The organism is Enterococcus sp. XAF26B05_ASV22 (genome assembly GCF_056727285.1).
In genome coordinates, this window is sequence record NZ_CM161538.1 from 834,435 (window position 1) to 858,212 (window position 23,778).

The window sequence follows — 23,778 nt, forward strand, 5'->3', positions numbered from 1 at the left end:
GCATTAGGTGGGGATTAGTTTTATTACGTAAGTCTAAATCATTTTTTTCTAATTTACTTAAATGTTAAAGTAAAGATTCTGCCCCGTCTACATAAAGTTCTGTTCCAGAGATATTTGCGGAGGCATCCGTTGCTAAAAATAAAACAGATTGAGCGACTTGCTCACTTGTCCCCGTTTCATTTTTTAAAGGTCGATCTCCCTCTGGAAATTCTACTTTGATTTCAACTTCTTTTAATTCATCAGAGTAAGTTGTCTTTTCATTGATTGCCGTATCGATAGCCCCAGGACAGATTGCATTTACACGAATGTTATAACGAGCAAGTTCTAATGCAGCCATCTTTGTAAATGCAACTTGGCCAGCTTTTGATGCGCTATAAGCAGAGGCACCAAAATTGTTGAAAATTCTAGTACCATTAATGGAACTTGTTATAATAATCGAGCCACCTTTTTCTTTCATATGGGGAATTGCAAATTTTGTACATAAAAACGTACTCCGTAGATTCGTGTTTAACGTACGGTCCCATTCGTCGATTGTCAATGTTTCAATGGGAGCCCAAGTTCCATTGATGCCTGCATTACTGAAAAGGATATCTAGCCCTTCTAGACTATCGGCTAATGCGTCAATCGCTTTTTTTAAACTAGTTTCATCCGACACATCCACGCTTCGATAATAGCAGTCATGACCATCGCGTTTGAAATCTTTAGAAATTGTTTCTAAACGAGATTGATCCGCATCGATCAAACCAACTGTAAATCCTTGTTCAATAAATAGTTGTGCTGTAGCATAGCCAATTCCTGAAGCAGCTCCGGTGATGATCGCTTTTTTAGTAGATGAAAGTTGAGTTGTTGTCATAATGTTTAATCCTCCTATTTTTTGATAATGAATTAGTTCATTTTTATTGTAATATACTTATAAAATATGAGCCAATAAGTCGATAGGTTGATTAGACTGAAATACAAAAAACGATGGGTGGGACACGGGACAAAAAGTCACTCCCCACCCCTAAGAAATTCAGATAAACGTTGTGAGTAGAAGTAACGACTACACTTTGATTCGATCGTATCAAATAATAGTACGTTGCTCTATGAGACAAGCATTTTAAATCAAATTCCCTTTTTTAATTTGTTCATAAGCTTGTTCGGCATCATGACATTTGTCCCAAATGACAGCTCGTCCACTATCTAACGATTTTTTAACATCGATGATTCGTTGATTGCTACTGCCTCTGAATTGTAAATTCAAATTTCGTTTCGATAGCTCAAAACGTCCGTCCACTAAAATATCTATTTTACCTAATAATTCTAGTTTATCGTCAGACTCTAATAATAGTTCCTCAAAGGTATAACCAGACCATGACCAAATATCTTTTTTTAGGTCAAATTCTTGATGAACACGATCTACAACGGTCAAACAAACCTCTGTATTTAAAAAGGGTTCTCCACCTAGTAAAGTTAGTCCCTGCACATAATCATGGGATAAATCCTCAATGATCTTATCTTCTAATTCTTTGGTAAATGGTTTACCATAGCGGAAATTCTGGACTGCTTGATTGAAGCAACCTTCACAAGCAAATAGACAACCACTGACATATAGGCTATTTCGCACACCTTCACCATCTACAAAGTTAAATGCTTTATAATCAGCAATATAGTTTTGACTAAGCTCTTCTGCTAGCCATTCTTGTGGTTTAGGATTTCTCATGTTTAGTCCTCCTTTCAAATAAAAACGATGTATGCAAAACACTGCAAGAAACATCGTCTTTTTTACGATTGTTTTGCTTTTTATTGAATCTAGCGATACAAGCCAGATCTCTCAACAAATAGATAAAATGCTGTAAAGATAAAGACCATCTTTTCATCCTTTTCCTAATTTGTTCGAGATCTAAGTGGACTTGTTTTGCTTTTTATTTCATATGTTTCACTCGTGATGAGATTTCTTTATGTCTTCCATGAACCATTGGTCTAGCTTGTGGGTTACCTAAATAGCCGCAAGTTCGTTTTACTACATCGCAAGATTTTGGATCGTGGTTGCCACATTGCGGACATTCAAAGCCGCGTTCCGTTGGGGTGAAATCACCTTCAAAATCGCATTCGTAACAGTGATCGATTGGTGTATTTGTTCCTAGGTAGCCAACACGGTCGTATGCATAATCCCAAACAGATTCTAAAGCTTTAGGGTTTTGCTGTAATACAGGATATTCACAATAATGAATAAAACCACCAGAGCAATAGTGTGGATAATCTTTTTCGAAGTCCAACTTTTCAAAAGGTGTTGGATTTTTACGAACATCATAGTGGAAACTATTTGTGTAATATTCTTTATCTGTGATATTTTCTACCACACCAAATTTTTCAGTATCTAAACGACAGAAGCGGTCGGTCAAGCTCTCACTAGGCGTTGAATAGACACTAAAGTGATAGCCATAGTCATTACCCCATTCATCAGTATGAGCTTTTAGATCCTTTAAAATATCAAGGGTAAAGTCTTTCGCTTCAGGATTGGATTCCCAGTTGCTACCATAGAATGATGATGCAACTTCGTACAAACCAATATAACCTAACGAAACCGTAGCACGTTTATTTTTGAATAATTCATTCACAGATTCTTTTCGTGATAAACGTTTTCCGAAAGCACCATACATATAAAGAATTGGAGCATTTGCAGGTGTCGCTTCTTTACAACGTTCAACACGGTAGACTAAAGCATCTTTCATTGTTTCAAGGCGCTCATCTAAAAGGGTCCAGAACTTATCCTTATCACCATGAGCTTCCATTGCGATTCTAGGAAGGTTCAGGGTCACAACACCTAAATTCATACGGCCCACATTTATCTCTTCTCCATGTTCGTCTTTCCAACCTTGTAAGAATGAGCGACATCCCATCGGTACTTTAAAGCTACCAGTTAACTCAACTAACTTGTCATAACTTAGGATATCAGGATACATACGCTTTGTGGCACATTCTAACGCCAATTGTTTTACATCATAATTTGGATCTGTTTCATTTAAATTTACACCACGTTTTAGTGTGAAAATTAATTTAGGGAAAATTGCAGTTCTGTGTTCACTACCTAGACCGTTGATCCGAATTTGTAAAATTGCTCGTTGGATTTCACGTTCAAACCAACTTAGTCCTAGACCAAATCCTAAAGAAGTAAAAGGCGTTTGACCATTGGAAGTGAATAATGTATTGATTTCATATTCTAAACTTTGCATGGCATCATAAATATCTTTTTTTGTTTTACTTTTAGCATAGGCTTCTTGTCGGTCAGTTCCTTCGATCCATTCTTTTGCGTCAACTAAATGTTTTTGATAATTTAATTCAGCAAAAGGTGCTAGCAATTCATCCACACGGTCTGCCGAGCAACCACCATATTGGCTAGATGCCACATTTGCGATAATTTGTGAAATTTGGGCAGTAGCTGTTTGGATCGATTTTGGTGCTTCGACTTCGGCATTACCGATCTTAAATCCATTATTTAGCATGCCTTTAAAATCAATCAAGCAGCAGTTTGTCATTGGGGTATATGGATGATAATCTAAGTCATGGTAATGTATATCTCCTTTTTGATGTGCATTTGCAACATGAGGAGGTAGGAGCTTCAGGCCAATCGATTTACCGACGATTCCCGCAGTTAAATCTCGTTGTGTGTTGAAGACATCACTATCTTTATTCGCGTTTTCATTCACCACAGATTGATCCTTGTTGATCAATTTGCTGATTGTAAAGTTGATATCTGTTGCTTTGCTACGCTCAAAATCACGACGAGTACGGTAATTGATATATTCTTCTGCTAGTTCATATTCATTTCTTGCTAGTAAAATATGTTCGACAATATTTTGGATTTCATATATTTTTACATCTTCAGAGAAACGTGCTGAAATTTCCTGATCGATTCGTTCAACAATTTCTTGAATTCGTTCATGGGCAAGCGGGTCTAAAGAACCGCGAATTTTTTGTTCAGCTTTGATCAAGGCATCGTAAATTTTTTGATCATCAAAATCAACCAATCGTCCATCTCTTTTAACGATTTTTATCGTGTGTAGGGTTGAATCAGTTGAACTCACTTCATTATTAGCTTGTTTAATCTCCATCATGTACTACCCATCTCCTCATAGTTTTATTCCTACCTATCATAAAACAATTCAATAAAACTTTCAACTATATATAGTGTTTAATTCAAAATTAAACCTACGTTTACAACTACATGTAGTGTTTATAAGAAATGAAAAAATAGTGAAAACGACTGCCTAAAAGGTTTGTGGAAATCGTCACAACGTTTTACCTGAAAAATAAATGATTGTTAAAAAAATTTATTATTACTGAATTGTAAGAGGAAACGATGTTCATCAACACGAAATATTGATATTATAAGGACAATGAATAAAACTGGAGCGAAAAACATGAAAAAAATTTTAGAAGTGAATCATTTAAGTAAATCATACGGCTATCGAAATAATAAAGTACAGGTATTGAATAATATTTCATTTTCTGTTGATCAAGGTGAATTTGTCGGAATCATGGGGCCAAGTGGTGCAGGAAAATCCACTTTATTGAGCACGATCTCAACAATTGCGTTACCGACAATCGGAACAGTTCAAATCGATGGTCAGGATATTTTAAAAATGAGAGACAATCAAATCAGTGATTTTCGCCGCAAAAAACTAGGCTTTATCTTTCAAAATTTTAATTTAATGGACACCTTGACTGTAAAAGATAATATTTTGCTCCCTTTGACTGTTGATAGAATGTCCTTGGTTGAAATGGAAAAACGCTTAGCACATGTTGCGAGTGTTTTGGGGATTGAACAATTGATGAACGCCTATCCAAATGCTATCTCGATCGGACAAAAACAACGAGTAGCTCGAAGCACGTGCGTTGATTACCAAACCTAAAATAATTTTTGCTGATGAACCAACAGGATCTTTAGACTCTAAATCAGCAGCTGAATTGCTACAATACATGACAAATATGAACATACAAGATGATACAACGATTATGATGGTCACACATGATCCTTATACTGCAAGTTACTGTAATCGCATTTTGTTCATCAAAGATGGTGTGATTTTTTCAGAAGTTGTTCGGCAAGGCTCTAGAAAAGAATTTTTTAATCGGGTGATCGACATGCAAGCAACGATTGGCGGAGGTGGTCGAGCGAATGATTTTTAATTTGTCTTGGAAAAACTTTAAAGGCCAATTTCTCAATTATTTAGTTTACTTTGTTAGCATGACATTTGCAGTAGTTGTTTACTATTGTTTTAGTGCAATCACTTATAATAGAACGTTGGCAAATAGAGTTGGACAAGAGGTTCATATCAGTGGGGCGATGAATCTTGGTGGTGTTCTCGTTGTGATCATGATTTTAGGGTTTATGTTTGCAGCGAATCACTTCTTTTTATTGAAAAGAGGAAAAGAAATCGGTTTGTATCATTTGATCGGGATGCGAAAAGGACGGATCTCATATTTGTTTTTTGTAGAGACTTTGATTTTAGGAGCCATTTCTTTAGTTACGGGGATTCTATTAGGTATTGTCTTGTCTAAGCTATTTTCCATGATTCTGGCAAAGGCTATGTTTTTACAAGTAGAAAGTCTGTTTTTCGTGTCAATTCCTTCGATGATTCAAACGAGTATCGTATTTGGTTTTATGTTGTTGGCTGTCTCACTCCGAAGTACATGGCTGATTTATCGTTATCAAGTTACAAATTTACTTAAGCCAATTGAAAAAAATACAACGAATCCAAATAAGCTGTCCTTGCTAAAAGGATGTTTAGGGATTCTTGGGCTAGTCCTTATTATTACAGGGTATTTTTTTTCGTATAATGTGATTCGGTTTGGTACAGTTTTAACGCATACATCTCTCGGCTTCGCTGGTTTTTTCATTGCGCCTTTACTCATTATGATTATCTGCATGGTGGGAACGTATCTATTTTTTAAATATACGATGTATTTGATAGCATTTTTGTTTGGAAAGAATAAAGTCAATTATTATCGAAATTTGAATATGCTCGCTTTGGGAAATTCAAAACTTCATATTAAAAGAAGTGGAAACACCTTATCTACAGTGACTATTTTTATTGCAATAGCATTAGGAATGATCGGCGGTGCGGCCTCTATTTATACTATTGGTATGAATTCGGTCAATATAACAGCACCTACTGATTTTATTGTTGCAGAGGATACTTTTAAAAAAATCGAGCAAATAATTGAAAAGGAACCGGATACAACCATTGATACATTAGTAAAATTGAATTATAAGTTGACGGGTAGCCAATTTCATCTTAAAATTGGACAGGATGAGAAAGAAAATAGAATTAGTCCGATGAACCTATTAGCACTTTCAAATTATCGTGAATTTCAAAAAATAAATCCTTATTTAAAGAATATTCATTTAAAAAACAAAGACGATATTGTTATTTTAGATAGTTTACAAAATATTCTAAGTGGGTATATTCGTTATGATTCGACTATTCATTTATCTGAAGGAATAGAACTTCATGTTTCGGACGTTCGTCCTGATTACTTAGGGCAGTATCTATTAAGGTACACGCTTCCTACCATTGTAGTATCAGATGAACAGTTTAAGGAGATAAACTCTGGTATTACCTATGCGCTCAGAGCGTTTAATGTCCAAGCAAAAGATGAAGAAGCTTTAGCCAATAAGTTGTCAGAGGTTGTTAGACCCAATTGGGTATCACCTGTTTATTATAAGTATGATTTGGTAGATGGTCAGTTGGAAGGTTATACATCAAAAACCAGTTTAGAACCTAAAAATAAGAGTCAACAAAATTTTTCAGAAGAAAATGAGCAGGAATACTCTCAACTAAATTATACGAATCGTTTTACAGAATTAAGGTATGAGAGAAGAGTAATGGGATTGTTTATTTATGTGGCAATGTTTTTAGGTGTCTTGGCCTTTATCATTACGGGTAGTATTTTGATGTTGCAGCAATTTTCTGAGGCGGAGCGAGAAAAAGAAAGCTATATTTTGTTAAAAAAAATGGGGATTCCCCAAAAAGAAATTACTAAGCTAGTCTACCAGCAAAATAGTATTATTTTCTTTCCACCAATGATCATTGGTGTCTTGCATGCAACTTTTGCGATTTATGTGTTTAGTCGCTATATCACAAGTTCTGGTTATTGGTTGGCCTATCTTTCTTGCGGGATGTTGATTTTGATTTATTTAGCCTATTATTTCTTAACATCAGCAATCTATTCAAGAATTATTCATGGGAAAGATCGATAATAATTTAAATTTTTTTTAAGTATTTTATATCTGGAAATTTATATAAAAAAAAGAATTTTCTTGTATTTTCCTTATTATAAGAGGGTGGAACAATACGTTTTATTTTTGTCCCGCCTTCTTTTTATGCAGAAGTGACAAAACTGTTAGTGTAAAAAAAACGTTCATCTGCGAATTAAGTTTCTTTTCTTGATTGTTTTGATTACAATAGCAGTATAAAACGTGAATATGTGTAATTTTTGGAGGCATAAAATGAAACAATTTTTTGATAAACCCAATGTTCAATATTGGGGTAAATTCATTGGAAAAACCCTTTTTTATTTTGGCATACTGCTAATGTTGATTTATTTATATCATTACAAAAATATTGATGGTGGCTCATTTATTTATAATGAGTTTTAGGGAGGAAGACTTCATGACGATTTTAAATATTATTGATGCAATCGATCGTTGGGGGATGAAGGAGCCAAACCGCCCCGTTTATATTGAAACCAATCGAACGTATACTTATGGAGAGTTGAAAAGAGACTCTGATGCAGTGGCTGCATATTTGCAGAAAAACATAGGACATAGTCGTCCAGTAGTAGTGTATGGTGAATTAGAATTTGAAATGTTGGCGTGTTTTTTAGGCGCCTCAAAAGCTGGGCATGCGTATATACCAATCGAAGCACATACACCAAAAGACAGAGTTGAAATGATTTTAGAAGTAGCCGATCCAGCTGTGATTTTTTCTGTCAAGGAATGGCCAGATCTAGAAACCGCGGCTGAAATTGTTCCACTTGAAAAAATTCAGGAGATTTGTACTCAATCGTGGACTTTAAACGTTCCGTTTGAACCAGTTGTTGATTCAGAAACCTACTATATTATTTTTACCTCTGGAACGACAGGTGTCCCGAAAGGAGTTCAAATCAGTCATGCAAATCTTTTAAGTTTTGTTAATTGGGAACTTTCGGATTTTGGTATTACTGAAGGGATGCGTTTTTTGGCACAAGCACCTTATTCATTTGATTTATCCGTGATGGATTTGTATCCTGCACTAACTTCTGGTGGTTCCTTAACGCCAATGCGAAAAGAAATTATCAATGACTTCAAGCAATTATTTACAGTGTTGCCAACGTTAGAAATTGAAGTTTGGGTTTCAACTCCTTCATTTATGGATATCTGTTTAATGGAACCAACGTTTGATGGAGAGCATGTGGATCATTTAAAAGTATTTCTTTTTTGTGGAGAAGAGTTGCCTAAAGCCACAGCACAAAAGTTATTGGAACGTTTTCCGAAAGCACATGTCTTTAATACGTATGGACCAACAGAAGCAACAGTTGCTATTTCTGGTGTAGAAATCACACATGAACTTCTAGAGGAATACAGTCGTGTACCGATCGGCTATGTAAAAAATGATACAAATGTTTACATCATGAATGATGAGTCTGAGGTTTCAGCTGAAGAAGTGGGCGAAATCGTGATTGCAGGACCAAGCGTTTCGAAAGGCTATCTGAACAATCAAGAAAAAACAGATGCTGCTTTCTTTGAATACAAAGGTCAACCAGCATATCGCACAGGCGATGCTGGAAAATTAAAAGAGGGTATGTTGATTTATGATGGACGTATCGATTTTCAGGTAAAACTTCATGGTTATCGAATTGAGCTTGAAGATATCGATCACCATCTGGCGGAAGTTTCCTATGTGAAACAAGCAGCCGTTGTACCTAAATACCAAAATCATAAGGTTCAACAGCTCGTCGCTTTTGTCGTCGCTAATCCTCATTCGTTTGAAAAAGAATTTAAATTATCAAAAGCTATCAAAGCAGAATTAGGCTTGTCAGTAATGGAGTATATGATTCCACAGAAATTTATCTATGTGGAGCAACTACCACTGACAGCCAATGGAAAGATCGACCGTAAAGGGCTGATGAATGAGGTGAATGCAACATGATCGACTTTCCTCACATGATTCCTTATGCGAATCCGATTTATTTTATTTACTTACTGATTGCACTATTACCGATGATTCTGACATTATTGATCAAAGGCAAACGGTGGGCATGGTATCAGGTTTTAGTAACGTTATTGTTCTTGTATATGAGTTTTGGCGGTGAAGATTGGAAACAAGGTGTTGCGTTGATCGGTTATGTCATTTGGCAGACGATCTTGGTCTGGTTTTATTTTCATTATCGCCAAAAGAAAAATGCAAGTAAGATTTTTTACTTAGCTGTATTTTTAGCGATTTTGCCATTGGTATTAGTAAAGGTAATGCCTTTTGTTTCTGGACATGCATCATTGGTAGGATTCCTAGGGATTTCCTATTTAACCTTTAAGTCTGTTCAGATCATTATGGAAATGCGTGATGGTTCGATCAAAGAATACAACATCTTCCGCTACATTGAATTTCTGTTATTCTTTCCAACGATTTCATCTGGACCGATCGACCGTTATCGTCGTTTTGAAAAAGATGTTGAAAATCCACCAACACCTGAAAAATATGTCGACTTTTTAGGCAAAGGAATTCATAATTTTTTCTTAGGATTCTTGTATAAATTTATTATTGGGTATTATTTTGGTCAAGTGTTGATGCCCGTTGTGGCGAAAATAGCCTTAAAAACGGGTGGTTTTTCTTGGGAATTAGTTGCGTATATGTATATTTATAGTATGTACTTATTCTTTGATTTTGCCGGTTACAGTTTGTTTGCCGTTGGAACGAGCTACTTGATGGGCTATGATACGCCGATTAACTTCAATAAGCCGTTCTTGAGTTGGAATATCAAAGAATTTTGGAATCGTTGGCATATGACGTTATCATTTTGGTTCCGCGATTACGTTTATATGCGTTTGATGTTTACGTTGATCAAGAAAAAAGTCTTTAAAAGTAGAATCGTCGCTTCAAATGTAGGGTACTTTGCTTTATTCTTATTGATGGGTGTTTGGCATGGACTAACCTGGTATTATCTAGCCTATGGTCTTTATCACGCTGCGTTGATTTGTTTGACGGATGCTTGGCTACGTTTTAAGAAAAAACACAAAGAACATATTCCATCGAATAAATTCACCCATGTATTTGCGATTTTCTTAACTTTTAATGCAGTATGCTTCAGTTTCTTGATTTTCTCAGGATTTTTAGATACATTATTCTTTAAATAAAAACAAATAACATACAGCTAAAAACTGTACGACAGAGGAGAAATACACATGAACATAGAAGAAACAGTCTTAGATATTTTAGAAGAAATTGCCGGAACAGACGAAGTGAAAGAAAATAGAGAAGTTGATTTATTTGAAGAAGGCTTGATGGATTCACTTGCAACGGTTCAGCTATTAGTTGAAATCGATGGACAATTAGGTGTACAAGTACCAGTTTCAGAATTTGACCGCGATTTATGGAACACACCAAATAAAGTTATCGAACAAGTGAAAGCATTACAATAATGAGCATGAAGAAAAAACTCTTTGGAATCTTTGGGCCAATCCTGATTTCTGCGGTACTATTAGTTGTCTTCTTCTTTGCACCTTTCAAAATAGATTTGGAGAGCAAACATGTTCTTGCAGATGCCTCCACTTCTATGGCGACAAATGTGCTTAGAGGAAATGCAATTAAAAATAAAGCAATTGGTTCAAAAGAATATGTTCCATTTTTTGGCTCTTCAGAACTGAGTCGAATTAGCGCATTTCACCCTTCTGTTTTGGCGGATAAATATAATCGAAGTTATCGTCCGTTTTTATTAGGTGCACCGGGAACACAATCTTTAACACAAGCGTTGATGATGCAATCGATGGGGGAAGATCTTTCTCATAAAAAGGTTGTTTTCATTATTTCACCACAGTGGTTTGTGAAAAATGGGGTAAGCAATGATTATTTTGATGCTTATTATTCTGAGTTACAAACGTATCAATGGGTCAGTGATTTAAAAAAAGTTACACCGGATGATGTGTATCTAGCAAAGCGCCTAATGGATTTTCCGAAAGTAAAAGAAGACAAACGCTTAGCTAGTGCTTTGAACGCTATTATTTCTGGAAAATTACCCATTTCATCTGACAAGCAGTATATCGAGTTAATGATCAATCTGTTTTCTCGTGAGGATGAATTATTTGGTAAAATTGGTATGATAAGCAAAAATAAAGAAATCAAAAAAGCTGAAAAAGCTTTGCCAGAAACGTATAATGCGAATGAGTTAGATCAACTAGCTGCTGAAATAGGTCAGAAGGCAACTAGCAATAATTCGTTTGAAATCTCAAATTCTTTTTATACAAAACGCTTAAAAAAGAATTTGAACCATTTAGAAAATTCGCAAACAGATTTGGATTATCGTTTTTCACCAGAATTTTCCGATTTGCAACTAGTGTTAAGTCAATTAGCACAGGATAATGCTGAAGTATTATTCATTATCCCGCCAGTGAATAAGCATTGGTCGGACTTTACAGGACTTTCTCAAGATATGTTGCAAGAATTTGCAAAAAAGGTTAAGTATCAATTAACCTCACAAGGATTTACAAATATTGCGGACTTGACGAAAGAGTGTAACACGCAATATTTTATGGCCGACACGATTCACTTAGGGTGGCGAGGTTGGTTGGATGCGGATCAACGCATTCAACCATTTCTTGAAAAGAAATCACCAAATACGCCGAACTATAGACTTGATGAGACTTTTTACTCAAAAGAATGGCAGCAAAAAGAACCAGATGATATAAAAAATTAGTTAGTTAGTTTTGGCAAGAATGGACATACGAGTGTTCCCTTCTTGCTTTTTTGATTATTTGACCAGCTCTATTTTATTTTCTGAATCTTATTTAGATAACTTTTATATGTTAATGACAGATGAATGGTATAATAAAATAGAAATTTTTATGACTAGAAGGGAGTTTTTAATGTGGATCACAAAGAAGAAAAAATGTTAATAGCGTTAACAAGTGCCAAAGGAGTACCCGGCAATGAAGAGGAAGTTAGAGACTTATTCAAAAAATATGCAGAACCTTTTGCGGATAAAATCATGTATGATGGTTTAGGGAGTATTATTGCTAAACGTGTCGGTGATAAAGAAGGACCAAAAATTTTCTTCTCAGGACATTTAGACGAAGTTGGTTTCATGGTGACACAAATTACTGAAAAAGGGTTTATCAAATTCCAAACACTTGGTGGCTGGTGGGGACAAGTCATGTTAGCTCAACAAGTGCAGATCAAAACAGGTAAAGGTGAGTTGTTTCATGGTGTAATTGGTTCGAAACCACCTCATGTATTAACTGTTGAGGCGAGAAAACAACCATATGACGTTGCAGATATGTTTATTGATATTGGTGCTTCGAGTGATAAACAAGTAGCGGAGTGGGGGATTAAACCAGGGGATATGATAACACCGTACATTGAATATCGCCGAATGAACGATACTAAGTTTATGTTAGCAAAAGCTTGGGATAATCGCATTGGCACAGCGGTGTCTTTAAAAGTGTTAGAAAACTTAGCGACAGAGGGACATCCTAATATTCTATTTGCTGGTAGCGATGTACAAGAAGAAGTTGGCTTGCGTGGTGCTCAAACCAGTACCCATCTAGTTGATCCAGATATTGCTTTTGCTCTGGATACGGGAACAGCAGGAGATACTCCTGGTATGACACCAAAAGAAGCAGATTCTGAACTAGGAAAAGGCCCGCAAATCTTAATTTTCGATGCGTCAATGATTCCACATAAAAAATTACGTGATTTTGTGATCCAAGTTGCAGAGGAAAATAATATTCCTTTCCAGTATACAGTGATCACGGGTGGAGGGACTGATGCAGGTAGAATGCATTTAACTCGAAACGGAGTGCCGTCACTGGCAATCACAGTTCCAGTTCGTTATTTACATTCGCATACCTCTATGATCCATGAAGATGATTATTTAAATACTGTGAAGCTGGTTACAGAAGTAGTGAAGCGTTTAGACAAAGAAACAGTCGCTAAACTTCGTAGTTATTAAAAAGGAGATACTTTAAATGAAAAATCAAATAACAAATGGCATGCACCGAGAACAAGCTCGAACAGCATTAAAAGACCATTGGGGAACGATGGCTTGGATCACGTTTCTAGCTGGATTTATTCGTCTTATTATTGGATCGGTAATAGGCGGTATTGCTAATTTACCAGAAGATAGTGCAGGAAGTAATTTTATCTCATTTTTACTGAATAACTTTCTCTTTTTTGCTATTTCTTATGGTACGTATTATTGCGCTTTGCGGGTATTACGTGGTAAAAGAGTTGAATCAGGAATGCTAACGACAATTTTTCAAGGTAAGTTTTATTTTCCTATGTTGTTGATCAATTTTATCCAGTACCTCATTGAATTAGTATTGAATCTGATTGTGTTGCTGCCAGTTCTCTTGTCTTCTGGCGTAACCATGTACTTTGGATTGATGTTCAATAGTATTTCAGTTGAACGACTTCAATCTGAAATGAGTGGCGATCTCTTTTTTGTTCTATTATTACTTATTTTTGGATTTTTAATGATTTTAGTCGGTGTTTTTGTCAGTGGCGTCTTTCAATTTGCTGTTTGGGTAAAACTTGATGATCCAGAATTATCAGTAGTAGATGCTCTTAAATATGCATTGTTCTTGATGCAAGGCCGCTTTGGACAATATTTACTTCTACAATTATCTTTTATTGGCTGGTTTATCCTCGGAGCGTTAGTCTTCGTAATCGGTTTATTATGGGTGATTCCGTATCACGATGTTGCAATTGCAAGTTTCTATGACACAGCTCGTGAAGAAAAAGGTGCACCAGCAATAGTTGAATAACAGAAACAAAGCGAGGCTGGGACAGAAGCGTTTAATCCTGAGAAATAAGAAGGGATTGCTTCTGCTCCCATCGTTTATTCGCATCTGGGGTGTGAAACAAAAGTGATTTTACTTTTGTCCCACACCCGTTTTTTTGTAAAACATTGAATGATTTATTAGGGGAACTTTAGAGAAAAAGTAGCAAAAGTGGGTATTCAAGTATAAATAATTGTCTTCATTTTCCTTTTTTATGTTACGATTAAGTGAAGACGAATCAGGGAGGTCGATGAAGTTGAAAATAACCGTATTAGGCTGTTTAGGCGCTTATCCTTACAAAGGAGAGGGAACCAGTTCCTATTTGTTAGAATCAGATGGGTTTAAGCTATTGCTAGATGCTGGTAGCACCACTTTAGTCAATTTAGAAGAACATCTTGATCCATTAATGTTAGATGCAGTCATATTATCACATTATCATTATGATCATATTGCTGATCTTGGTGTGTTGCAGTATTATCGCCAATTGTACCCAGTGATGGAGCCGATACCTGTTTTGCCGATTTATGGACATACAGATGATCCTGTTCACTTTGACGCGTTAAATATGTCAGGTGTATCAAAAGCGGTCCCATATTTTGAAGCAGAAGAATTAAAAGTAGGCCCATTTCTTGTGACATTTATGAAAACAATCCACCCTGTCCCTTGTTACGCGATGCGTTTTGTCGAAGAAAAAACAGGCAAAGTGTTTGTTTTCACTGGTGATTCGGGTTACTTGGAAAGTTTTGTGGATTTTGCGAAAGATGCAGATGTTATTTTAGCAGATACGTATCTATTTGAAGGCAACGAACATCATCATGCTCATTTTACTTCTAAAGAATCAGGTGAAATCGCAAAAGCAGCTCAGGTTAAACAGCTGATTTTGACCCATTTACCGCAACATGGCTCGCTAGAAGAGCTAAGACAGCAAGCTGAAAAAGCTGCGGGCAGTCAAGTAACTGTTCGTTTAGCAGAAAAAAATTTAGTTATCAAAATTTAAGGAGTGGTGAACTGTGATTTTTGTACCAAACGAAAATAACGATCCAAGAGTCAACTTAGCGATTGAGACCTATTTATTAAAAGAAAAACCTTTAGATGAACCGATTCTATTATTTTATATCAATGATCCATCAATTATTATTGGACGTAACCAAAATACGATCGAAGAAATCAATAAAGAATATGTAGATGAACATGGAATTCATGTCGTTCGTCGTCTAAGTGGCGGTGGTGCAGTGTATCATGATCATGGAAATTTGAATTTCAGTTTTATCATGCCAGATGATGGGAACTCTTTTCGTGATTTTGCTAAAGTAACACTACCAATCATTCAAGCTTTACATGAATTAGGGGTTTCTGGTGCAGAATTAAAAGGCCGGAATGATTTAGTGATTGATGGTATGAAGTTTTCCGGAAATGCGATGTACGCTACAGCAGGAAGAATGTTTGCTCATGGGACATTGATGTTTGACAGCAATATTGATGAAGTTGTGAATACATTAAAAGTTCGCAAAGATAAAATCGAGTCAAAAGGCATTAAATCAGTGCGTTCACGAGTAACTAATATCAAGCCATTCTTACCAGCAGACAAACAAGATATGACGACAGAAGAATTTCGTGAAGATATTTTATTGAAAATTTTCGGAGTTGACTCTGTAGATCAAGTAAAAACGTATGAATTAACGGATGAAGACTGGGAAAAAATCAACAAAATTTCAGACGAGTATTATCGGAATTGGGATTGGAATTATGGCAAATCACCAGCCTTCAATCTAGAGCGTCATCAACGTTTTCCAATTGGTTCTATTGATGCACAAATGAACGTAGAAGAGGGAGAAATCAAAGAAATCAAAATCTTTGGCGATTTCTTTGGACTCGGTGAAATCAAAGATGTAGAAGATATTTTAACTGGTACAAAATATGAAAAATCAGCAATCGAAGCAGCAGTTGATCAGATTGATATCAAAAACTATTTTGGGAACATTGAAAAAGAAGATTTAGTCGGTTTATTGTATTAAACGAAAGAATAATGAAAAGTGTGTGTTGCTTGTTTTTAGATAAAAACAAGTAATGTACACTTTTGTTTTTATCTCATTTACTCGGATTTTAAGTAGCTAGGAGAAGACGTTTTGTTTTATTTTGTTTATTTCTATTTTTTCCTAAAAAATCTAAATAATTTACATTATCAATTGATAAGGATATACTTAAAAAAACGAGTTGGTGGTGTCTAATAGTGAAAAAAGTTATAGTAATTGGTGCAGGAGCTGCAGGATTAGCAGCAGCTATTCGTCTGCAACACGAAGGGTATAATGTTCATTTGTACGAGAAAAATGAACAAGTCGGTGGTAAAATGTACCAAATAAAAGAACAAGGATTTACCTTTGACGTAGGTCCGACCATCGTAATGATGCCTGAAATTTATCGTGAAGTTTTTGAACAATGTGGGAAAGACCCAGATCAATATATACCGATGAAAAAAGTTGATCCCATGTTATCCTTGAACTTTCCAAATGAAGAAACGTTGAACATGTCTTCGGATCTAGTGTCTTTAACGTCACTTTTAGAAGGTATTTCAGAAGAGGATATGCAAGGATATCTAGAATATTTAGCAAGTATTTATAAACGGTATCAAATAGCGAAAAAGGCTTTCATTATGAAATCATTTCGTTCTTTTTGGGATTTTTATAATCCGAGATCATTGATTGATGGGTTTAGATTACACACATTTAATGATGCCTATAGTTCTATTTCAAAATTTGTAAAAGACGAAAGATTACGGAAAGCATTAGCCTTCCAAACTCTTTATATAGGGGTTTCTCCTTATAATGGTCCTTCTCTTTATACAATTATTCCTATGATTGAACTAATTTATGGCATCTGGTTTATTGAAGGTGGGATGTATACCTTGGCTACAGGAATGGCCAAAGCTTTTGAAGAGCTTGGTGGTACGATTCACCTTAATACACCTGTGAAAGAAATCATCATAGAAAATAAACAAGCAACAGGAATCAGGACAGAAGAGGGCATTATCCCGAGTGATTACGTCGTGTGTAATGCTGATTTTCCTTATGCAATGAAGTCATTGTTACCAGATGAAAAGACTAGAGGAAAATATACCGATAAAAAAATTGATAAGTTGGATTATTCCTGTTCATGTTTCATTCTTTATCTTGGTCTGGATAAAAAATATCCAGTGGATTCACTTCATACGATTCGATTTGCTGAAGATTTTGAAAAAAATATTAATGATATTTTTGAAGATGGAAAATTACCAGATGACCCTTCATTTTATATTTATGTTCCGTCTTCAATCGATGAAAGTTTAGCGCCAGAAGGACATGAAGGAGTTTATATTTTGGTGCCTGTTCCTGAACTCTCACAAGGAGTGGATTGGAACGAATCAACAACGCAGGCATTTCGACAAAACGTTCTCGATTTAGTCAAAAAAGAAACTATTTTCTCTGATATAGAAGAACATATCGTTTATGAATCTCTCTATACACCTAAAGAGTTCAAGCAAAATTTTAATGCTTATAATGGTGCAACATTCGGACTGAAACCGACCTTAAAACAAAGTAACTATTATCGTCCTCACAATAAATTCGATTATGCAGATAACCTTTATTTTTGCGGTAGTAGTACACATCCAGGGGCGGGAGTTCCGATTGTTTTAACAAGCGCTAAGTTAGCTGCGGAGGAGTTGTTGAAAGATGATAAAAAGAAAAGATGACGTAACAAAACTATTTTCAATGTATGAATCAGATTTCGCTTTGTGTGAGGAAACGATTCGCAATCATTCAAAAAGTTTTTATAAAGCCTTTTCTAAACTTCCAAAGCAAAAAGCACTAAGTATTTTTGCTATTTATTCTTTTTGTCGTGAAGCAGATGATAGCATTGATGTATACCGTGATGTGGATCGTTTAAACAAATTAAAACGTGAATTAGATGACTTTTTAGCAGGGAAAATTCCAGATCGTTATTTTTGGAGAGCCTTAGTGCCAGTATTCGAAACCTATGAAATGAATCAACAGTCTTTTTATGATATGTTATTGGGGCAAGAGATGGATTGGGCGTTTCAACAACCTGAAACACAGACTGAATTAGAAGAATATTCTTACTATGTCGCAGGATCAGTCGGATTGATGTTGTTGCCAATTCTTTCTGATCGTCCTGATGAAATAAGAAGCCAAGCAGTCCAATTAGGTGAAGCCATGCAAATCACGAATATTTTAAGAGATATCGGAGAAGACTACAATAATCAGCGAATCTATCTTCCAAAGGAAATCATGGAAAGATTTGATGTTTCACTTGATTCGTTGGAAAAAGGCATCATCAATGATTCTTTTATAGAATTATGGGAATACGAGGCAACAAGAGCTGAGCAACTATACTCAAAAGCCCAAACAATGCTAGCTTCTATCCACAAAGATTGTCAAGAAGCGCTGTTACTATCTATCTATTTTTACAAAGGTATTTTAAATTCAGTTAGGCAAAGCAACTATCAATGTTTTAATAAGAGAAACTTCGTGAAGAAAAGTCAGCAACTTGAATTGTACCAAAAAGCAAAAAACTATTTGAAAACATTATAGGATAATGGATACCCTTTAAATGTTTTATGATTGCTTTTAGTTTAAGTCTAGTAAAATCGTAGTAGATTAAAAAGAATGCATCGTTGTTAAAAGACATGAACGAAACTATTTTCTCAAAACAGCTAAAAAAGGCTATTAACCGAAAATGATTTCTGCTATATTACTAGTAGTGAAAACTAGAAATGATTGACTTTTGGAAGGATGAATAACGTGCGCAACGAAATGATGCATCGACCAGTTGTGAAACCAGAACTTGTTGAATTTATGCGAAATAAACAAAAAAAAATCCAAGGTGAACTTGGCGTAATCGAAGAAGAAGCTCACGAAGCGGGAGTACCGATCATTCCCCATGAAACAGTAGTGTTCTTACAATTTTTCTTAGGTCAAATCAAACCTAAGAACATTTTAGAAATAGGGACAGCAATCGGCTTTTCTTCTAGCCTTATGGCGCAATGTGTTGGGGAAGACGGACATGTTACGACGATCGATCGATTTGATGTAATGATCAGAAAAGCGAAAGTAACGTATGAACGCCTAGGATTGACCGATAAAGTGACGTTGTTAGAAGGACAAGCAGCGGAAATTTTGCCGACACTAAGTGGTCCTTATGACTTTATTTTTATGGACAGTGCAAAATCTAAATATATCGAATTTTTACCAGAATGCTTACGCTTATTACGCGTTGGCGGTGTGTTGATGGTGGATGATGTTTTCCAAGCAGGCACGATTTTAGACCCAATCGAAGAAATTCCTCGTAGCCAAAGAACGATTCATAGAAAATTGAATCAATTTTTAGAGACAGTTATGACCCATCCAGATTTGACCTCAACATTATTGCCGTTAGGTGATGGCGTGATCATGATCACAAAAGAAAGAGAACTAACTGAATAACGAATAGACAACTTGGGTCAGGATTTAATTATTTTGATCTGAGTTTTTTTATGTGACGATAAAGGAGTAGATAAAGTTGAAATCAGATAAAGAAAAGCTTCAAGTGTTAAATAATTTGGTCGCACATTACGGTTTTCAATATTGGTGGGAAGATGAAAATCGGATTTCTGATTGGGTTTCGATGATCTTGATCCAGCAGACGACTGAAAAAAATGCGCATAAAGCATTGGCTAATTTGGAACCTTATCTAACAGTAGAAAATCTTCATGAAATGGAATTAGAAACACTTCAAGAACTGATCCGTCCAGCAGGATTTTTCACTCAAAAAAGTAACTATATCAAAGCATTGATCAGTTGGTTTATTTCCCATGATAGTGATTTTGATAAATTTCATGCTTACTCTACTGAAGCGTTAAGAAAAGAGCTGTTAACGATCAAAGGTGTTGGCTCAGAAACAGCAGATGCGATGCTCCTTTATATTTTTAAACGAAATGTTTTTATCGCGGATCAATATGCCATTCGTTTGTTTAATCGTTTGGGTTTTGGTCCCTATAAGACGTACGAAGAAATGCGGAAAGACTTCAATCATTTGACGGATGGAATTCCTCATGATTTATGTAAAGAATGGCATGCAGCAATTGATGTTCATGGTAAGCATTTTGGCAAAGACAAGAATATGGATGAATCATTTTTAATCTCCTAAGCTTAGTTTCCTTCTTTCGATTGTGTTTAATGTTCGTTTAAGTTTCAAGGCGTACACTTTCTCTATAAGAGGAGGGAAACGTCATGAATACTACTAAAAACATAAAAAGAAAGATTCCTAAAATACTTTTGATTGTAGGTGTTATTCTAATGCTCTTTCTTCTATTTCAAAAAAGCTTAACGGCATTCGCCGAAAAATTTACATCAACAAGTGCCCCCGTGGCAATTCAAACGCCAACGATTTTTGTTCCAGGCACAAATGGGACAGTGAATCGATTCAATGGCTTGATCAAAGCCTTAGATTCAAAAGCTGACGTGTTAAAAGTGACCGTAGCAACAGACGGAACGGTTTCCTCTAAAGGAAAATTAACAACTGCAGCAGAACATCCTATCATCGTGATCGCGTTTGAAGACAGTAGTGATGAGACACTACCCGTTCAAGGAAAATGGTATCAATTAGCATTACATTATATCCAAGAAAAATACTCATTTGAAACATACAATTACTTAGGGCACTCCAATGGCGGATTAGTCATTACCTCTTATCTGGAAGAATTTCAACAAACTGGTGACCCTGAATTAGCCAAACTAATCACACTAGGAACGCCTTATAATGATACGTCAAAAAAATATAATGAAGCGGTGACTTCATTTACCCAACTAAAAGAAACTAGCGACCTGCTTAAAGGCTATTTAACGAATCTAGAAAATATCCCTGATACAATTGAGATGTTGAATATTGCTGGAGAGGTTGATGATACGGCATCTGATAATACCGTTCCTGTGCAAAGCGTCTTTTCTGGAAGGTACATTTATCAGGATCAAGTAGCGGAGTATCAGGAAGTGTTGATCGAAGGAGAAAATACAAGTCACAGCGAGTTAGTTGAAAATCAGAAAGTCGTTCAATTATTGAAAGATTTTTTTTGGTAGAATAGAATGAAAATGAAATAGGATAAAGAATCTTGTCTTTGTTCTGTTTTCATTTTATGATGTAAGTATAATCAGACAAGTAAAAAACGATTGTTTTTTTGCTTAATGAGAATGAAAGAGCTATTTTCTCAAAGAAAAGCCGAAAATAGCAAAAATAAAATAACTAAACTATAATAATTCTATTGACATAATAATTTTAAATTGATACGCTAAGAGTGTAGAAAAATGTCTAGCTACACAGGCTAGCTTTTAAAAATTAGGAGGAATATGTAGATGAACTTAATTAACACAAAACTATTAGATTTCGAATGTGACGCCTATCAAGATGGAGATTTTATCAAAGTATCAACAGCAGATGTATTAGGTAAATGGAGTATTTTCTTCTTCTATCCAGCTGACTTTTCATTTGTTTGTCCAACAGAACTTGGCGACATGCAAGATCATTATGATCACCTAAAAGAGTTGAACTGTGAAGTATACTCAGTATCAGAAGATAGCCATTTTGTTCATAAAGCTTGGGCAGATGCGACAGATACAATCGGTAAAATTAAATACCCAATGTTAGCTGATCCAAATGGAAAAATTGCTCGTTTCTTCGGCGTTTTAAATGAAGATTTAGGTCAAGCATACCGTGGAACATTTATCGTTAGCCCAGAAGGCGAAATCAAATCATACGAAATCAATGATATGGGAATCGGCCGTAATGCAGATGAGCTAGTTCGTAAATTAGAAGCATCTCAATTCGTAGCAAAACATGGCGATAAAGTTTGTCCAGCAAACTGGAAACCAGGCGAAGAAACAATTGCACCAAGTTTAGACTTAGTTGGTAAAATCTAAACGTTTGAATAGACAACCTTAAGACTTCCTTTCTGGGAAGTCTTTCTTAAAATTTACAGAGCAAAATAATGAGATAGACAAAAAGGAGAACATACATGAGCCAAGAAATATATGATTTGATCGTAATTGGTGGCGGATCAGCGGCATTATCAGCAGGAATTTATGCAGGTCGTGCGATGTTAGATACATTGATCATCGAAAAAGATAAGATTGGCGGACAAGTAACCACAACTTCTGAAATCGTGAATTACCCAGCGATTCGAGCAACTACAGGTCCTGAATTAATGGAAGATATGCGTTTACAAGCGCTAGATTTTGGGGTTGAATTTACAACTGATGAAATCATTGATGTCGATTTAAGCCAAACGGTCAAAACAGTCAAATCCGCGACTAAAACCTATCAAGCGTATGCGGTGATCATCGCAACAGGTGCATCAGCACGTAAAATCGGCTTTCCAGGGGAAGTTGAATTTACAGGACGTGGCATTGCATACTGTTCAACTTGTGACGGTGAATTCTTCCAAGGCTTAGATATTTTTGTACTTGGTGGTGGCTATGCGGCGGCAGAAGAAGCGGTTTATTTAACTCGTTACGGTAAATCAGTCACAATGATCATTCGTGAACCAGATTTTACTTGTGCCAAACTAACAGCAGAAGCAGCCAAACAACATCCAGATATCAAGATCGTCTACAATACAGAAGTCAAAGAAATTACAGGTGATGACTTTGTTCGTAAAGCGGTCTTTGTCAATAATGAAACAGGCGAAGAAACGACTTACGAAGCACCAACTGACAGCACATTTGGGATGTTTGTGTTTGCTGGAAATAAACCAAGCACAGAAATTTTTGAAGGAAAAGTCGAATTAGATCGTGGTTATGTCCCAACCAATGAAAACATGGAAACCAATGTTCCTGGTGTTTATGCTGCCGGAGACCTACGTATCAAAGAATTACGTCAAATCGTTACAGCAGTTGCTGATGGTGCAATCGCTGCAACGAATGCGCAAAAATACATCACTGAAGAAAAAACAAAAGCAGGCCTATCAATCGTCAATGAACGGATGGAAAAACGTTTAGCGAAGCAACATGCCGAAACGAAAGAAACACAACCAAAAGCAGAAAAGAAACCTGCTAAAGCAACTAGCGGAAATAACACATGGTTCCCAGATGCAATGAGAGAACAATTGGGTGGTATTTTTGGTAAATTAACGAAAAATGTAACCTTATTACAAGTGATGGATAGCAGCGAAGAAAAATCGCTAGAATTGAATTCTTTCCTAACGGAATTTGCCTCATTAAGTGACAAAATTTTGTTGGAAACTGTTCAAAAAGGTGCGGACTCTGATGTAGAAGCGAAATATGGCATTGATAAATTACCAAGTGTTGTTGTCTTAAATGATCAAGGCGAGTACACAGGAATCAAATTTAGCGGTATTCCAAGTGGGCATGAAGTCAATTCAATCGTTTTAGCTGTCTATAATGTAGGAAGTGCTGGACAGCCAATTGAAGAGCCAGTAGTGAATAAAATCAAAGAATTACCGAAAAAGAAAGTTCAGATTTTTGTTTCATTAACCTGTCATTATTGTCCAGATGTCGTGGCAGCGTGTCAACGAATTGCTTCTATTAATCATAATGTTGAAGCAGAAATGATCGATATTGGTGTTTTCCCAGAATTGAAAACAGAGAAGAAAATCATGAGTGTTCCTGCGATGATCATTGATGATAAAGACATTGTTTTTGGTTCTAAAAATATGGATGAGATCATTGAGATTTTAGAAAAATAACGAAAAAGCCGAATCAAAAGAACGAACTGTT

At 35.8% G+C, this 23,778-nt stretch carries 20 protein-coding genes and 1 pseudogene; 18 read left to right on the top strand and 3 right to left on the bottom strand.

Annotation, left to right across the window (positions count from 1 at the left end; genetic code table 11):
- Window positions 1-64: 64 nt before the first annotated feature.
- The 3 genes from AC1PU0_RS04165 to nrdD all read right to left on the bottom strand — a co-directional run bounded on the left by AC1PU0_RS04165 (window position 65) and on the right by nrdD (window position 4,097).
- On the bottom strand, window positions 65-853 hold the full coding sequence (locus AC1PU0_RS04165; RefSeq protein WP_206849340.1) for an SDR family oxidoreductase: 789 nt from the start codon (window positions 851-853) through the stop codon (window positions 65-67).
- A gap of 246 nt (window positions 854-1,099) precedes the next feature.
- Window positions 1,100-1,702, bottom strand: coding sequence for an anaerobic ribonucleoside-triphosphate reductase activating protein (gene nrdG / locus AC1PU0_RS04170; protein WP_206849338.1), 603 nt, complete (start codon window positions 1,700-1,702; stop codon window positions 1,100-1,102).
- A 202-nt stretch (window positions 1,703-1,904) separates the two neighbouring features.
- Window positions 1,905-4,097: an anaerobic ribonucleoside-triphosphate reductase gene (nrdD, locus tag AC1PU0_RS04175; protein WP_206849337.1), complete on the bottom strand. Its 2,193-nt coding sequence runs from the start codon at window positions 4,095-4,097 to the stop codon at window positions 1,905-1,907.
- A 306-nt stretch (window positions 4,098-4,403) separates the two neighbouring features.
- Here nrdD and AC1PU0_RS04180 point away from each other — a divergent pair.
- The 18 genes and pseudogenes from AC1PU0_RS04180 (at window position 4,404) to AC1PU0_RS04265 (ending at window position 23,747) form a co-directional block, all read left to right on the top strand.
- Window positions 4,404-5,172: pseudogene (locus AC1PU0_RS04180) on the top strand (ABC transporter ATP-binding protein).
- Window positions 5,162-7,246, top strand: coding sequence for an ABC transporter permease (locus AC1PU0_RS04185; protein WP_206838214.1), 2,085 nt, complete (start codon window positions 5,162-5,164; stop codon window positions 7,244-7,246). Before AC1PU0_RS04180 ends, AC1PU0_RS04185 begins: the two are co-directional and overlap by 11 nt.
- A 249-nt stretch (window positions 7,247-7,495) precedes the next feature.
- Window positions 7,496-7,645 carry a teichoic acid D-Ala incorporation-associated protein DltX gene (locus AC1PU0_RS04190; RefSeq protein ID WP_069645430.1) on the top strand — a complete coding sequence of 50 codons (150 nt, stop codon included), beginning with the start codon at window positions 7,496-7,498 and terminating at the stop codon, window positions 7,643-7,645.
- A gap of 13 nt (window positions 7,646-7,658) precedes the next feature.
- Window positions 7,659-9,176 carry a D-alanine--poly(phosphoribitol) ligase subunit DltA gene (gene dltA, locus AC1PU0_RS04195; RefSeq protein WP_206849335.1) on the top strand — a complete coding sequence of 506 codons (1,518 nt, stop codon included), beginning with the start codon at window positions 7,659-7,661 and terminating at the stop codon, window positions 9,174-9,176.
- Entirely contained in the window at window positions 9,173-10,378 is a 1,206-nt protein-coding gene (gene dltB / locus AC1PU0_RS04200; protein WP_069653386.1) for a D-alanyl-lipoteichoic acid biosynthesis protein DltB, read from the top strand. The genes dltA and dltB overlap by 4 nt, the downstream gene beginning before the upstream one ends.
- A 48-nt stretch (window positions 10,379-10,426) precedes the next feature.
- Window positions 10,427-10,663 carry a D-alanine--poly(phosphoribitol) ligase subunit DltC gene (gene dltC, locus AC1PU0_RS04205; protein WP_069640965.1) on the top strand — a complete coding sequence of 79 codons (237 nt, stop codon included), beginning with the start codon at window positions 10,427-10,429 and terminating at the stop codon, window positions 10,661-10,663.
- Window positions 10,663-11,934: a D-alanyl-lipoteichoic acid biosynthesis protein DltD gene (dltD, locus tag AC1PU0_RS04210; RefSeq protein ID WP_206849333.1), complete on the top strand. Its 1,272-nt coding sequence runs from the start codon at window positions 10,663-10,665 to the stop codon at window positions 11,932-11,934. The genes dltC and dltD overlap by 1 nt, the downstream gene beginning before the upstream one ends.
- 171 nt (window positions 11,935-12,105) lie before the next feature.
- A complete protein-coding gene (locus AC1PU0_RS04215; RefSeq protein ID WP_206849331.1) occupies window positions 12,106-13,188 on the top strand; it encodes a M20/M25/M40 family metallo-hydrolase in 1,083 nt (360 codons plus the stop codon).
- A 16-nt stretch (window positions 13,189-13,204) separates the two neighbouring features.
- Entirely contained in the window at window positions 13,205-14,002 is a 798-nt protein-coding gene (locus AC1PU0_RS04220) for a DUF975 family protein (RefSeq protein ID WP_206849329.1), read from the top strand.
- 271 nt (window positions 14,003-14,273) lie between these two features.
- Window positions 14,274-15,014 carry an MBL fold metallo-hydrolase gene (locus AC1PU0_RS04225; RefSeq protein ID WP_206849327.1) on the top strand — a complete coding sequence of 247 codons (741 nt, stop codon included), beginning with the start codon at window positions 14,274-14,276 and terminating at the stop codon, window positions 15,012-15,014.
- A gap of 13 nt (window positions 15,015-15,027) precedes the next feature.
- Window positions 15,028-16,032 (top strand): lipoate--protein ligase, encoded by a 1,005-nt coding sequence (gene lplA / locus AC1PU0_RS04230; RefSeq protein ID WP_206849326.1) that lies wholly within the window; start codon window positions 15,028-15,030, stop codon window positions 16,030-16,032.
- 215 nt (window positions 16,033-16,247) lie between these two features.
- Window positions 16,248-17,744, top strand: a complete 1,497-nt coding sequence (locus AC1PU0_RS04235) for a phytoene desaturase family protein (protein ID WP_069653390.1) — start codon at window positions 16,248-16,250, stop codon at window positions 17,742-17,744.
- Window positions 17,725-18,603, top strand: coding sequence for a phytoene/squalene synthase family protein (locus AC1PU0_RS04240; protein WP_206849325.1), 879 nt, complete (start codon window positions 17,725-17,727; stop codon window positions 18,601-18,603). Before AC1PU0_RS04235 ends, AC1PU0_RS04240 begins: the two co-directional genes overlap by 20 nt.
- Before the next feature lie 210 nt (window positions 18,604-18,813).
- On the top strand, window positions 18,814-19,494 hold the full coding sequence (locus AC1PU0_RS04245; RefSeq protein ID WP_069653392.1) for an O-methyltransferase: 681 nt from the start codon (window positions 18,814-18,816) through the stop codon (window positions 19,492-19,494).
- A gap of 76 nt (window positions 19,495-19,570) precedes the next feature.
- Entirely contained in the window at window positions 19,571-20,197 is a 627-nt protein-coding gene (locus tag AC1PU0_RS04250) for an endonuclease III domain-containing protein (protein WP_206849324.1), read from the top strand.
- Between the two features lie 83 nt (window positions 20,198-20,280).
- Entirely contained in the window at window positions 20,281-21,126 is an 846-nt protein-coding gene (locus AC1PU0_RS04255; RefSeq protein ID WP_206849323.1) for an alpha/beta hydrolase, read from the top strand.
- 273 nt (window positions 21,127-21,399) lie between these two features.
- Window positions 21,400-21,963, top strand: a complete 564-nt coding sequence (gene ahpC / locus AC1PU0_RS04260; protein WP_010760552.1) for an alkyl hydroperoxide reductase subunit C — start codon at window positions 21,400-21,402, stop codon at window positions 21,961-21,963.
- 95 nt (window positions 21,964-22,058) lie between these two features.
- Entirely contained in the window at window positions 22,059-23,747 is a 1,689-nt protein-coding gene (locus tag AC1PU0_RS04265; protein ID WP_206849322.1) for an FAD-dependent oxidoreductase, read from the top strand.
- Window positions 23,748-23,778: the final 31 nt, after the last annotated feature.

Bases quoted from the DNA above. Each gene is read 5' to 3' on its own strand.
- AC1PU0_RS04165 (WP_206849340.1), bottom strand. From the start codon at position 853: ATGACAACAACTCAACTTTCATCTACTAAAAAAGCGATCATCACCGGA.
- nrdG (WP_206849338.1), bottom strand. From the start codon at position 1,702: ATGAGAAATCCTAAACCACAAGAATGGCTAGCAGAAGAGCTTAGTCAA.
- nrdD (WP_206849337.1), bottom strand. From the start codon at position 4,097: ATGATGGAGATTAAACAAGCTAATAATGAAGTGAGTTCAACTGATTCA.
- AC1PU0_RS04185 (WP_206838214.1), top strand. From the start codon at position 5,162: ATGATTTTTAATTTGTCTTGGAAAAACTTTAAAGGCCAATTTCTCAAT.
- AC1PU0_RS04190 (WP_069645430.1), top strand. From the start codon at position 7,496: ATGAAACAATTTTTTGATAAACCCAATGTTCAATATTGGGGTAAATTC.
- dltA (WP_206849335.1), top strand. From the start codon at position 7,659: ATGACGATTTTAAATATTATTGATGCAATCGATCGTTGGGGGATGAAG.
- dltB (WP_069653386.1), top strand. From the start codon at position 9,173: ATGATCGACTTTCCTCACATGATTCCTTATGCGAATCCGATTTATTTT.
- dltC (WP_069640965.1), top strand. From the start codon at position 10,427: ATGAACATAGAAGAAACAGTCTTAGATATTTTAGAAGAAATTGCCGGA.
- dltD (WP_206849333.1), top strand. From the start codon at position 10,663: ATGAGCATGAAGAAAAAACTCTTTGGAATCTTTGGGCCAATCCTGATT.
- AC1PU0_RS04220 (WP_206849329.1), top strand. From the start codon at position 13,205: ATGAAAAATCAAATAACAAATGGCATGCACCGAGAACAAGCTCGAACA.
- AC1PU0_RS04240 (WP_206849325.1), top strand. From the start codon at position 17,725: ATGATAAAAAGAAAAGATGACGTAACAAAACTATTTTCAATGTATGAA.
- AC1PU0_RS04255 (WP_206849323.1), top strand. From the start codon at position 20,281: ATGAATACTACTAAAAACATAAAAAGAAAGATTCCTAAAATACTTTTG.
- ahpC (WP_010760552.1), top strand. From the start codon at position 21,400: ATGAACTTAATTAACACAAAACTATTAGATTTCGAATGTGACGCCTAT.
- AC1PU0_RS04265 (WP_206849322.1), top strand. From the start codon at position 22,059: ATGAGCCAAGAAATATATGATTTGATCGTAATTGGTGGCGGATCAGCG.